The 11,778-nt window shown below is 63.1% G+C and carries 13 protein-coding genes; 2 read left to right on the top strand and 11 right to left on the bottom strand.

Annotated features, from left to right (window positions below):
- The 3 genes from HP556_RS01130 to HP556_RS01140 form a co-directional block, all read right to left on the bottom strand.
- Positions 1-597 (bottom strand): FadR/GntR family transcriptional regulator (locus HP556_RS01130; RefSeq protein ID WP_175365593.1); only part of this gene is annotated, 597 nt, incomplete at its 3' end.
- Between the two features lie 72 nt (positions 598-669).
- Complete coding sequence (locus HP556_RS01135; RefSeq protein WP_175365594.1) at positions 670-1,518, bottom strand: SDR family NAD(P)-dependent oxidoreductase; 849 nt, start codon at positions 1,516-1,518, stop codon at positions 670-672.
- A 176-nt stretch (positions 1,519-1,694) separates the two neighbouring features.
- Positions 1,695-2,420 carry a TetR/AcrR family transcriptional regulator gene (locus HP556_RS01140; protein WP_175365595.1) on the bottom strand — a complete coding sequence of 242 codons (726 nt, stop codon included), beginning with the start codon at positions 2,418-2,420 and terminating at the stop codon, positions 1,695-1,697.
- Between the two features lie 111 nt (positions 2,421-2,531).
- On the opposite strand from HP556_RS01140, the gene HP556_RS01145 reads away from it, so the two are divergent.
- Positions 2,532-3,161: a ferric reductase-like transmembrane domain-containing protein gene (locus HP556_RS01145; RefSeq protein WP_175365596.1), complete on the top strand. Its 630-nt coding sequence runs from the start codon at positions 2,532-2,534 to the stop codon at positions 3,159-3,161.
- Positions 3,162-3,212: 51 nt separating this feature from the next.
- On the opposite strand, the gene ilvC is transcribed toward HP556_RS01145, so the two are convergent.
- The 8 genes from ilvC to miaA all read right to left on the bottom strand — a co-directional run bounded on the left by ilvC (position 3,213) and on the right by miaA (position 10,429).
- Complete coding sequence (gene ilvC / locus HP556_RS01150) at positions 3,213-4,232, bottom strand: ketol-acid reductoisomerase (RefSeq protein ID WP_089267877.1); 1,020 nt, start codon at positions 4,230-4,232, stop codon at positions 3,213-3,215.
- Between the two features lie 154 nt (positions 4,233-4,386).
- Complete coding sequence (locus HP556_RS01155) at positions 4,387-4,989, bottom strand: LysE family translocator (protein WP_175365597.1); 603 nt, start codon at positions 4,987-4,989, stop codon at positions 4,387-4,389.
- A 4-nt stretch (positions 4,990-4,993) separates the two neighbouring features.
- Positions 4,994-5,866 carry an EamA family transporter gene (locus tag HP556_RS01160; RefSeq protein ID WP_175365598.1) on the bottom strand — a complete coding sequence of 291 codons (873 nt, stop codon included), beginning with the start codon at positions 5,864-5,866 and terminating at the stop codon, positions 4,994-4,996.
- 18 nt (positions 5,867-5,884) lie between these two features.
- On the bottom strand, positions 5,885-6,427 hold the full coding sequence (ilvN, locus tag HP556_RS01165; RefSeq protein ID WP_068738461.1) for an acetolactate synthase small subunit: 543 nt from the start codon (positions 6,425-6,427) through the stop codon (positions 5,885-5,887).
- Between the two features lie 163 nt (positions 6,428-6,590).
- A complete protein-coding gene (locus tag HP556_RS01170; RefSeq protein ID WP_175365599.1) occupies positions 6,591-8,369 on the bottom strand; it encodes an acetolactate synthase 3 large subunit in 1,779 nt (592 codons plus the stop codon).
- A gap of 480 nt (positions 8,370-8,849) precedes the next feature.
- The gene (locus HP556_RS01175) at positions 8,850-9,158 is read right to left on the bottom strand and encodes a HigA family addiction module antitoxin (protein ID WP_175365600.1); all 309 of its coding nucleotides are present in this window, start codon (positions 9,156-9,158) and stop codon (positions 8,850-8,852) included.
- Between the two features lie 8 nt (positions 9,159-9,166).
- Positions 9,167-9,463: a type II toxin-antitoxin system RelE/ParE family toxin gene (locus tag HP556_RS01180; protein WP_175365601.1), complete on the bottom strand. Its 297-nt coding sequence runs from the start codon at positions 9,461-9,463 to the stop codon at positions 9,167-9,169.
- Positions 9,464-9,502: 39 nt separating this feature from the next.
- A complete protein-coding gene (gene miaA / locus HP556_RS01185) occupies positions 9,503-10,429 on the bottom strand; it encodes a tRNA (adenosine(37)-N6)-dimethylallyltransferase MiaA (RefSeq protein ID WP_175365602.1) in 927 nt (308 codons plus the stop codon).
- Between the two features lie 3 nt (positions 10,430-10,432).
- Between miaA and serB the strand changes: the two genes are divergently transcribed.
- Positions 10,433-11,323 carry a phosphoserine phosphatase SerB gene (gene serB / locus HP556_RS01190; protein WP_175365603.1) on the top strand — a complete coding sequence of 297 codons (891 nt, stop codon included), beginning with the start codon at positions 10,433-10,435 and terminating at the stop codon, positions 11,321-11,323.
- Positions 11,324-11,778: the final 455 nt, after the last annotated feature.

The following is an 11,778-nucleotide window of genomic DNA, read 5'->3' on the forward strand; positions in this document are numbered from 1 at the left end:
AGCGCGGTGATCGTCGAGCGAGCGCTGGCGCAACGCCGCGGATTCGAAGTAACGGCGACGCCCGCGCGTGCTCATCAGCATCAGGGGCGTAATCGTGCGCACGAGAATGCGGTTCTGGCTGGCGCCCGCCACCGCAAGATGAAACTCGACGTCCTCGTCGGCCATGTTGCAGCCGTTGGTGGCCAGCACCGCATAGGTATCCAGCAGTCCGTGCAGCTTTGCGAGATCGGCATCGGTCCGGCGCTGGCAGGCCAGCCGGAACGCCTGCTCCTCGCAGATGATCCGCGCTTCGACCGCATCGCGCGTCACCTGCGTATCGAAGGTCACGCCCAAATCCGCCTGCAGCACCAGCGCATCGAGCCCGCTGTCTTCCAGCGCGTTGCGCAGATAGATCCCTGATTTGGGCTTCCGCTCGGTGATGCGCATGGCATCGAGCACCGCCAGCGCCTCGCGGACCGAGCCGCGCGTCACCCCGAACCGCTCCGACAGATCCCGCTCCGACGGCAGCCGGTCGCCCTTCGCGAGCCGGTGATGCCGGACGAATTCGAGCGTTTTCCGAACGGCGTCGGAGGTTTCGGTGCTGACCGTAGCGAGCATGGCTGACCCTACCAATCTGGTAGTACCAGTTAGCCAATTTTAGCGGCCCTGTCGAGACTACAAATGGCCCCGCTATTTGGGCCGCAGCCCCAACTGCTTCGCCATGATCACGTCCAGCCAGCGTCGCGGCAGCCAACCAGCGATCCACGTCTGCACCGGCTGCGGCGACGCCACCACGCGCAGCTTCGGCCGGGATGCGGTCAGTGCCCGGTAGACCAGCTCGCCGATCCGCTCCGGTGGCAGCCCGTTCTTCGCCAGCTTCATCAGCATCTCGCGCAGCTTCGTTAACGCCGGCAAAAACGGCGACGCATCGAAGCGCGCCATATCGATCGCCTCGGCCTTGTCCCAGATCGGCGTGCGCACGGCGCCCGGCGCGATCACCAGCACGTCGATACCGAACAGCATGAATTCGCGCCGCAGGCTCTCGGCCAGCCCCTCCAGTGCGAATTTTGACGCGCTATAGGGCGACAGCAGCGGATTGCCGAACTGGCCAGACACCGAACTCATCATCACGATGCGCCCGGGCGTGCCCGTCATCGCCGGATCGGCGCCAAGCAGCGGCGCGAAGGCCTTGGTGACGATCACCGGGCCCATCACATTGATCTCGATCTGCCGGCGAAACTCGTCGACCGACAGGTCGAGCAGTGCGCCCGGCACGGCCACGCCGGCATTGTTGACGAGGCCTGCAAGCGTCTCGCCATTCAGCGCGGCGCGAACCTGCGCAGCGGCGGCCAACACAGCGGCCTCATCCGAGACGTCAAACAGGAGCGGGATGAAATTCGCGCCGAACTCGGCTTGCAACCGCTCGGCATCGGCCTGCCTGCGCACGCTACCGAACACGCGAAAGCCGCGCGCGAGCAGAAGCTTCGCCGTGGCGTGGCCGATGCCCGTGGAGACGCCGGTGATGACGATGGATCGCATGAAAAGCACCTGAGATGTGATGGCACGTGAATTTGGCCGAGAACGAGACCGCATCGCCGCGGTCACAACGAGAATTGCGGATCGCCGCCTCATTGGTTTTTGACGATCGGCGCGCTCTTGTCTATCTGCGACAGCAAGCCGCGCAGGCTTGATGCATATTCGAACGGAATCGCTGTTCAGACAGGCCTTGCGATTCCATCAACGAACAGCGTGATGATCGCCTCTGCCATCTGATCCGCCTCGGCATCCGCGACACCCCAGCGTGGAAAATGCCCGTCGATCTTCATGCGGGCAAACCCATAGACCAAGGCACGGCCGGCAATCTTTATCACGCGCAGATCGGAGGAGCGCAGTTGTCCCTGCGCCAGGGCATCCATTAGCAATTGCTCGGTCATGGCGATCAGCTCATCATTGTCCTCGCGTAACGCTTCCGACTGGTCGTGGGAAAAATACTTGCCGCTCGAGATCACTTCGAAATGCGCCGGGTTTGTCATCGCCCAGCGCATATAGGCCATGCCAAAGGCGCGAAACCGCGCCAGCGGATCGTCGGCGGACGTGCCGGCGATGGCCGCGGCGATCGAGACTCGAAAGCGGCGCTGTGCCTCTTCCGCCACCGCGCTCATAAGGTCATTGCGGCTGGGGAAGTGCCGGAACGGCGCTCCCGGCGATACGCCGGCGCGCCGCGCGGCCTCGCGCACGCTGACGGCATCCGCGCCACCTTCCTCGGCCAGTTCAAGCGCTGCCGCAATCAGCACACGGCGCAGATCGCCGTGATGATAGGTCTTCGGCGATGTTGCCGTTCGCCCCTTCGCGGCACGTGGCACGACCGATGGCCGGGCGGCTCGTTTTCGCGCAGGCAGCTTCGATGCCGATCTGGACGGCGGCTTTGCGAACTTGGACATGCGCCAGCATAGCATCACCGTATCGTGAATGTAATCACTGATTACACAATTGACTGGATCGCCTGCCCCGAATGTAACTAGTGATTACATATGGCAATACGGGGGAACGTCATGACACTGGATCGTCGCAACTGGTTCGAAGGCTGGCGGCTGCTCGCCATACTGACGCTTGTACTGATCGCGCTCAGCGTCTGGATCGCCGGCATGCGCGGCTTCGAGGTCGATGGCATCAGGATGGTGATCCGCTTCACCGCGCGCAGCTCGTTGCTGTTCTTCTGCCTCGCTTTCGCAGCATCCGCGCTCGCCCTGCTCTGGCCGACATCCGGTACGCGCTGGCTGCGGCGCAACCGCCGCTATCTTGGGCTCACTTTTGCGGCATCTCACGCCATCCACGCCGTCGCCATCGTCTGCTTCGCCGTGATGGCGCCCGCTGACTATGCAGCAGCAACGACGCCCGCCTCCTACATCTTCGGCGGCATTGGCTACGCCTTCATCATCGCGATGGCGGCAACGTCATTCGACCGCTCGGCGGCCGCCATCGGCCCGCGCGCATGGCGCATCCTGCATACGACCGGCATCTATTATCTCTGGTTCCAGTTCATGGTGAGCTTCGGCATGCGCATTCCGCAGATGCCGAACTATGTCTGGTTCCTGATGCCGTTGATTGTGGTGATGGCGCTCAGGATCGCTGCGGCGGTGCTGAAACGGCGCCAGGCGCGCATATCAGTGCCTGCAAACTAAAACGGGACCGCGTTGCCGCGGTCCCGTTGGTAGCTGCGATTTGAAAGGCGCTTAGTTCTTGGTCTTGTCGACCAGCGCCTTTTCCTTGATCCACGGCATCATGTCGCGGAGCTTGGCGCCCACTTCCTCGATCGGATGCGCGTTGTTGCGCTGACGGGTCGCCTTGAACGAGGCCTGGTTGACCTTGTTTTCCAGCATCCAGTCGCGGGCGAACTTGCCGGACTGAATGTCGGTCAGCACGCGCTTCATCTCGGCCTTGGTCTCCGAGGTGACGATGCGCGGGCCGGTGACGTATTCGCCGTATTCGGCGGTGTTGGAGATCGAGTAATTCATGTTGGCGATGCCGCCTTCATAGATCAGGTCGACGATCAGCTTCAGTTCGTGCAGGCACTCGAAGTAAGCCATTTCCGGCGCGTAGCCGGCTTCCACCAGCGTCTCGAAGCCGGCGCGGATCAATTCGACGGTGCCGCCGCAGAGAACGGCCTGTTCGCCGAACAGATCGGTTTCGCACTCTTCCTTGAACGAGGTCTCGATGATGCCGGCGCGGCCACCACCCACTGCCGAAGCGTAGCTCAGGCCGAGGTCATGGGCGTTGCCCGAAACGTCCTTGTGAACCGCGATCAGGCAGGGCACGCCGCCGCCGCGCTGATATTCCGAACGCACGGTGTGGCCTGGACCCTTCGGTGCGATCATCAGCACGTCGAGATCTTCACGCGGATCAAGCAGGTTGAAGTGCACGTTGAGGCCGTGCGCGAAGACGAGCGCTGCGCCCTTCTTCATGTTGTCATGCATGTGGTCGCGATAGATGTCGCCCTGCAATTCGTCGGGGGTGAGCATCATCATCAGGTCGGCCCACTTGGCGGCCTCGGCGACTTCCATCACCTTGAAGCCGGCGGCTTCCGCCTTCTTCGCGGTGGCCGAGCCCTTGCGCAGCGCAATGACCACGTCCTTGACGCCAGAGTCCTTGAGGTTCAGCGCATGGGCATGGCCCTGGCTGCCATAGCCGACGATGCAGACCTTCTTGCCCTTGATCAGGTTCAGGTCGGCGTCGCGATCGTAATAAACTCGCATGGGTATTTCCTCTCTTCAGCAACTATATTTCAAAGCTGCCCGTTCGAACCGGTCTCAAGCCGAATGGCCGAAGACCATGAATTGCCGCCGGTTTCTAGGGCGACGGGTGCCGCGAGACAAGCCCGCGGCGGTGATTTTACGCTGCGCGTCGGGCTCATAGCTCGACCAGCACCGGATACAGGGAGGCCAGCAGCAGCAGCCCCATGACGATATTGAACGCCCGGACCGCGCCAGGCGATTTTACCAGCGATTGCAGCGAGGTGCCGCACAGCACCCAAGTGACGCAGGAGACGAACCCGAGCAGCAGCGACAGGGCGACCTGCAGCAGGATGTTCCAGGGATAGTTCGCAATCGCCGCATAGGCGGTGATGGTGCCGATCACCATCACCCAGCCCTTGACGTTGACCCATTGAAACAGCGCTGCGCCGAAAAACGTCATCGGCCGGCGCCGCTCGGCGTCACCGGGGCTCGGCGGACCGGACATCCCGATCGCAAAGGCGAGATAGACGAGATACGCCGCGCCGGCATATTTCAGGACGGTGTGCAGCACCGGATAGGAGGTGAAGACCGCCCCCAATCCGAGGCCCGTGACGGCGACCATGAAAGCAAAGCCGACGGTGACGCCGAAGACATGCGGCAGCGTACGACGAAAGCCAAAATTAAGCCCCGACGCGAGCAGCATGATGTTGTTCGGGCCTGGCGTGAAGAACATCACGATGGCGAACACGATGAAGGCGAACAAGAGTTGCTGCGACATGACCTCAGACCACCTCGACAAGCGTGGGTGGGCGCTTCGACAGCAGCATCACGGCGATGCCGCAGACGACGACGATCATACCGGCGAGCCGCAGTGATCCAAACTGCTCGCCGAACGTGACGCTCGACGCAGCCGCCCCGATGAAGGGCACCAGCAGCGCGAATGGCACGACCTGCGCCGCGGAATAGTCACGCAGCAGCCGGCCCCAGATCCAGTAGCCCAGCGTGGTGCCGACCAGCGCGAGGAACAGCACGCAGGCGAAGGCCTTCAGCGAGACATGCGTGAGCGACTGCCACGTCGTGCTCGCGCCATCGACACCGAACAGCACCACCAGCAGCGGCAGCAGCGCGACAAGACTGATCCAGGCGAACAGGTCGAGCATCGGCACGCCCTGCGCGCGCCGCAGCAGCAGATTGGAGAACGCAAAGCTCACCGGCGCGGTCATCAGCACCATGAAAGGAAACACGCTGAAGTCATAGCCGACCGTGAAGCAGATCATCAGCAGTCCGCCCATGGCGATGGCGATACCCGCGACCTGCTGCCGGGTCGGCAATTCCCGCAGGAACAGCGCTGCGGCGCCCACCGTGAACAACGCCTGGCTCTGCACGATCACCGAGGTCAACCCCGCCGGCACGCCATGCGCCATGCCATAGGTCTGCGCCAGGAATTGCGCCACCAAGAGCCAGCTGGTGGCGACGATCAGCAGCCATGATAGCTTCGGCTTCGGCAGGAACAGGCACGGCAGTGCCGTGATGCCGAAGCGCAGCGTGGTGAGCAGCGTCGACGACATTTCGTCGACCGCCATCCGGGTCAGCACGAAGCCGACGCCCCAGATCACGGCCACTGCGACGGCCAACGCGATGTCGAGAGGTTTCATGACTGCGATGCGTGGAGGCTACATCCCCTCCGGTCCGCGGCTGATGGCGGCAACGCCGGTGCGCGAGATCTCGACGAGGCCAAGCGGCCGCATCAGGTCGATAAACTGGTTGATCTTGCCGGTATTGCCGGTGATCTCGAACACGAAGCTCTCGATGGTGGCGTCGATGACGCGCGCGCGGAACGCTTCGGCCAAACGTAACGCTTCGACGCGATGCTCGCCGGTGCCGCGCAACTTCACCATGGCAAGCTCACGCTCGATGGAGCGGCCGGTCAGCGTCATGTCGACCACGCGATGCACCGGGATCATGCGATCGAGCTGATGCTTGATCTGCGTGATCACCATCGGCGTGCCCGTGGTGACGATGGTGATGCGCGAGACATGCTTGTGGCTCTCGGTCTCCGACACCGTGAGACTTTCGATGTTGTAGCCGCGGCCGGAGAAAAGACCGATGACGCGCGCGAGCACGCCGGGCTCATTGGCGACGAGCACCGTCAGCGTATGCGTCTCGTTGGGATCGTGACGCTCTTCCATGAAATAGGCGGAGGCAGGCTGTTCCATTGTCGTTTCCTGTCGAAGTCTCGTTTGGCTTTCGCCACGATGTTACATCCCTCATGGTGAGGAGCGCGGCTTCGCGCGTCTCGAACCATGAGCTTGGACACTCATCCTTCGAGACGCCGCACAAGAGTGCGGCTCCTCAGGATGAGGGCCTGTGTTATCTGCATCACACCAGCGCCTTGCCGCCGGCGAAGGCCGCGGCGGTGGCTTCATCATTGGCTTCCAGCGGCAGCAGCATTTCGTTATGCGCCTTGCCGGACGGGATCATCGGGAAGCAGTTTTCCAGCGCGGCAACGCGGCAGTCGAACAGCACCGGCTTCTTCACCTTGATCATCTCCTGCAGCGCGCCGTCGAGATCGCCGGGCTTGCTGCACTGGAAGCCGACGCCGCCATAGGCTTCCGCCAGCTTGACGAAATCAGGCAGTGCTTCCGAGTACGAATGCGACAGCCGGTTGCCATGCAGCAGCTGCTGCCACTGGCGCACCATGCCCATATACTGATTGTTGAGGATGAAGATCTTGATCGGCAGTTCGTGCTGAACCGCGGCTGACATTTCCTGCATCGTCATCTGCACCGACGCGTCGCCACCGATATCGATGACCAGCGAATCCGGATGCGCGACCTGCACGCCGAGCGCCGCCGGCAGGCCGTAGCCCATAGTGCCGAGACCACCCGACGTCATCCAGCGATGCGGCTCTTCGAAGCCGAAGAACTGCGCCGCCCACATCTGATGCTGGCCGACTTCGGTGGTGATGTAGGTGTCGTGACCGCGCGTCGCCTCGAACAGCCGCTGGATCGCATATTGCGGCAGGATCACATCGTTATTCGTCTTATAGGCCAGCGAATTGCGCGCGCGCCAGGTGGCGATGGTCTTCCACCAGTCCTTGGTGTCAGGCTTCTTCGCCTCGGATTTGAACACCTGCAGGATGTCGCCCAGCACGTTGCCGCAATCGCCGATGATTGGGATATCGACGCGGATGTTCTTGTTGATCGACGACGGATCGATGTCGATATGGATCTTCTTCGAGTTCGGCGAGAACGCGTCCGTACGTCCGGTGATGCGGTCGTCGAAGCGCGCGCCGACGCACAGCATGACGTCACAGTCGTGCATCGCCATGTTCGCTTCGTAAGTGCCGTGCATGCCCAGCATGCCCAGCCAGTTCGGGCCGGAGGCCGGATAGGCGCCGAGGCCCATCAGCGTCGAGGTGATCGGGAAACCGGTGACCTCGACCAGCTCGCGCAGCAGCTTCGATGCCGCGAGACCCGAATTGATGACGCCGCCGCCGGAATAGATGATCGGCTTCTTGGCACCCGCCAGCAGCGACACCGCCTTGCGGATCGCATTGGCATCACCCTTCACGCGCGGCGAATAGGAGATATGGACGTCCGACTTGCGCGGCGGATGATAGGTGCCGGTGGCGAACTGCACATCCTTCGGCACGTCGACGACGACCGGGCCCGGACGGCCGGTGGTGGCGACGTAGAAGGCTTCATGCAGCACCTTGGCGAGATCGTTGACGTCGCGGACCAGCCAGTTGTGCTTGGTGCAGGGCCGCGTGATGCCGACGGTGTCGCATTCCTGGAACGCGTCGTTACCAATGAGATGCGTCGGGACCTGTCCGGTGATGCAGACCAGCGGGATCGAATCCATCAGCGCGTCGGCCAGCGGCGTCACCATATTGGTGGCGCCCGGACCCGAGGTCACCAGCACGACGCCCGGCAAACCCGTCGAGCGCGCATAGCCTTCGGCGGCATGACCGGCGCCCTGCTCGTGGCGGACCAGAATGTGCTCCACTTCGGACTGCTGGTAGATCTCGTCATAGATCGGCAGCACCGCACCACCGGGATAGCCGAAGATGTGCTTGACGCCATGATCAGCAAGCGCGCGCACGATCATCGCGGCGCCGGTCATCTGATTGGGATCGTGAGGCTTGCTGTCGCTCATGGTTCGCTCCGGATGCGCTCTGCGGCGCGGCTTGGTCTGGATGGTCGCTGGGTTCGGAAAGCTTGAAGTTCAGACAATAAAAAAGGGCCCGTTCAGGACCCTGTGCACACCGCTCGGTTCGTGGGTAGCCGTCAGCTACCCCCGGCGGTGCGCCAGGGTACCACGATAATAAGGAGATTCGTAACTTTGTTGCGCACAGGATCGGTCCGACTTTTCATAACTTGCGCGGAACATAGCCAGCAAACGGGGGATGTCAAGGGAAGTTGCTGTGATCGCGCTGATTTTGGAGCCTAGCCGGGTCTTTGGCGTTCGGCGAGCGGAAAAAACGGGCGGGCTGATATGCGCCGCCTCCTCAACCGTCATGCCCGGCGCATGCCGGGTATCCACGCCTTTGGCCGCAAGCGAAAACGTGGATGGCCAGGACATCTAGCGAAGCTCGCTTCGCTCTGCCCGGCCATGACGGCGTGTTGGTTTGCAGGCCTACGCCGCCTTCACCAGCGGCGTTGCACGTTCGATCCGCGCCATTTCCTGCGGCGAGTTCATCGCCTCCCACAAATCGCTGCGGCGCTGCACGTTCAGCCAGAAGTCCGGGCTGTTGCCGAAGACGCGCGCGAGAATGAGCGCGGTCGCCGCGGTCACGTTACGGCGATCGTTGCACAACTCGTTCACATGCTTGCGCTGGACACCCATCGCCTTTGCCAATGTCCCTTGTGTCAGGCCAAGCGGCTGCATGAATTCCTCGACCAGGATTTCACCGACAGTGGCCGGCTTGCGTTTGGTCATCAGCATGAGTCACCTCATCGATAGCTGTGATCGTCGAGATAAAGATCCGACGCTTCGCCGCGGCTGCTGTCCCAGCGGAAGATCAGCCGCCATTGGTTGTTGACGCGGATCGAGTGCAAGCCGCCAAGTTTGCCGCGCAGCTTTTCGAAATGATTGCTCGGCGGTACGCGCAGATCCTGATCGGTGGTCGCATCGTCGATCATCTGAAGCTTGCGAAACAGCCGGCTTTCAAGGTCCGCCGGAATGTTGCGAGAATGGACGTCGTCCACGAAGAAGGCCCGCAACCAATCATCGCGAAACCCGACGATCATTCAGAGCCTCCCAGATGAGCCATTGTACCACCCTATGGGTCAACGGACAAGAGCTCTGGCCAAGCTCGTCCCCGCCTCCTCCACCGTCATCCACGCGAACTCCGGCAGTTGATGCCGAAACCACGTGAACTGCCGCTTGGCGTAGTGGCGCGTATCCGCCTGCCCGATCTCCGCGGCCTCCTCGCGCGAGATCTCGCCGCGGATATGCCGGATCAGCGCCGGCACGCCATGAGCCTTCATCGCCGGCAGCAGCGAATCGAGACCGCGCGCGGCCAGCGCTGCGACTTCGTCCAGCGCGCCTTCATCCAGCATCCGCGCGAACCGCGCATCGATCCGCGCATAAAGCTCATCGCGCTCAGGCGCGAGAAACAGCGCGGTCACGCCCTCCGGTGGCAGCAGCGGCGGCAGGCCTTCGCTATGCCAGTCGGTCAGCGAACGTCCGGTCGCCTCCACCACTTCAAGCGCGCGGGCGATGCGCGTGCGGTCGCGCAGATTGAGCCGCGCAGCGGAGACCGGATCGACCAAAGCGAGCTGCGCATGCAGCGCCTCTGGCCCGTCCCGCTCCAGCCGTGCGCGGACATCGTCGCGCACCTCGGCGGCGACGGGCGGTACGGCCGAGAGCCCGCGCGTCAGCGCCTTGAAGTATAGTCCGGAGCCGCCGATGAAGATCGGCAGTTTGCCTTGCGTCCGCACCTCGGCAAGCACCCGCGCCGCCTCCTCCACCCAGGCGCCGGCGGAGAAATTCACCGCGGCATCGACCGAGCCATAGAGCCGGTGCGGCGCCAGCGCCTCCTCGTCGACCGTCGGCCGCGCCGTCAGCACGCGCAGGTCGCGATAGACCTGCATGCTGTCGGTATTGATGACCACGCCGTTCTGCGCGCGCGCCACGGCCAGCGCCAGCGCCGACTTGCCGCTGGCGGTCGGCCCTGCGATAAGCAGCGCTCTGTTGTCTGGCTTGGAACTCACGTCATGTCTCTCGTCGCGACCCTGATCTGCAATCCCGCCAATCCCGCTCTCGATAGCACGGTGGTCGACGGTCTGCGCGCACTTCTGCCGGGCGACACCGAGGCGCACTGGCTGAGCGACGGCGTCGCCGCAGATATCATGTTTGCCAGCGACCACAACATGCTCGCGCTCGGCGACCGCCTGCGCGCAGCGCGCGGCGATATGCCGATCGACGTTGTCGTGCAGCCTGTCAGCGACCGCCGCAAGAAGCTGTTTCTCGCCGACATGGATTCCACCATGATCGGCCAGGAATGTATCGACGAGCTCGCTGACTTCGCCGGCCTCAAGGCTCATGTCGCCGCCATCACCGAGCGCGCCATGCGCGGCGAGATCGAATTCGAGCCGGCGCTGCGCGAACGCGTGGCGCTCCTGAAAGACCTGAAAGTCGGCGTCGTCGATGAGGTGCTGGCCGAGCGCATCACGCTGACGCCGGGCGGCCGCGAACTGGTGCAGACCATGCGCGCCAATGGCGCCTATACCTGCCTCGTCTCCGGCGGCTTCACGCTGTTCACAGCCAAGGTCGCCGAACTCGTCGGCTTCCAGGAAAACCGCGCCAACGTGTTGCATGTCGCGGATGGCAAGCTGACCGGCACGGTCGCCGAGCCGATCCTCGGCAAGGCCGCGAAACTCGCCACACTCGTGGAGCTACGCGAGTCCTTCGATCTCGACAATCTCGACACCATGGCCGTCGGCGACGGCGCAAACGATCTCGCGATGATCCAGGATGCCGGCCTCGGCGTCGCCTATCACGCCAAGCCTGCGGTGGCAGCTGCCGCAGCAGCCCGGATCGATCACGGCGATCTCACGGCGTTGTTGTATGCGCAGGGCTACAAGCGCAGCGAGTTTGTAAGCTGAACCACGCTGTCATTCCCCGGCAAACCAATTGGTTTGCCTGAGGGCGCGCGTCGCCGGCAAAACCGGCATAGCGTGGACCTCAGCCACTCCACTTGGAGCGGTGGAGAATCCCGATCCAAGCTCGTCATTCCGGGGCGCACGAAGCGGCGCAGCCGCGTAGTGCGAACCCGGAATCTCAGAGTATTTGGCGCTGAACATGCTGAGATTCCGGGTTCGCGTCCAGCAAGTGCCGGCCGCGCCCCGGAATGACGAGCGTGGGTCGGGCGCACAGAGGCACCAAACATATTTTCCTATCTCCCGTTGACAATATCCCTACAAGGTTTATATTCCCCTCGTACTGCCCCACCGAGAGGGGCGATCGCGATCGTCACGTTCGCGGGGTGGGATGCGGTGGACGCCGGAGATGCGGCGTCACGCGGTTTGGGGGTGACGTCTGTCTTCGGGCAGGACGGATC

This window comes from Tardiphaga robiniae, from assembly GCF_013359755.1.
In the GTDB taxonomy this organism is placed as follows: Bacteria; Pseudomonadota; Alphaproteobacteria; order Rhizobiales; family Xanthobacteraceae; genus Tardiphaga; species Tardiphaga robiniae.

Coding starts and splice junctions, on each gene's coding strand:
- ilvC (WP_089267877.1), bottom strand. CDS start 4,232: ATGCGAGTTTATTACGATCGCGACGCCGACCTGAACCTGATCAAGGGC.
- serB (WP_175365603.1), top strand. CDS start 10,433: ATGTCTCTCGTCGCGACCCTGATCTGCAATCCCGCCAATCCCGCTCTC.
- HP556_RS01155 (WP_175365597.1), bottom strand. CDS start 4,989: ATGTCGCAGCAACTCTTGTTCGCCTTCATCGTGTTCGCCATCGTGATG.
- HP556_RS01140 (WP_175365595.1), bottom strand. CDS start 2,420: ATGTCCAAGTTCGCAAAGCCGCCGTCCAGATCGGCATCGAAGCTGCCT.
- HP556_RS01175 (WP_175365600.1), bottom strand. CDS start 9,158: ATGCTGATGACCAAACGCAAGCCGGCCACTGTCGGTGAAATCCTGGTC.
- ilvN (WP_068738461.1), bottom strand. CDS start 6,427: ATGGAACAGCCTGCCTCCGCCTATTTCATGGAAGAGCGTCACGATCCC.
- HP556_RS01160 (WP_175365598.1), bottom strand. CDS start 5,866: ATGAAACCTCTCGACATCGCGTTGGCCGTCGCAGTGGCCGTGATCTGG.
- HP556_RS01170 (WP_175365599.1), bottom strand. CDS start 8,369: ATGAGCGACAGCAAGCCTCACGATCCCAATCAGATGACCGGCGCCGCG.
- HP556_RS01145 (WP_175365596.1), top strand. CDS start 2,532: ATGACACTGGATCGTCGCAACTGGTTCGAAGGCTGGCGGCTGCTCGCC.
- HP556_RS01180 (WP_175365601.1), bottom strand. CDS start 9,463: ATGATCGTCGGGTTTCGCGATGATTGGTTGCGGGCCTTCTTCGTGGAC.
- HP556_RS01135 (WP_175365594.1), bottom strand. CDS start 1,518: ATGCGATCCATCGTCATCACCGGCGTCTCCACGGGCATCGGCCACGCC.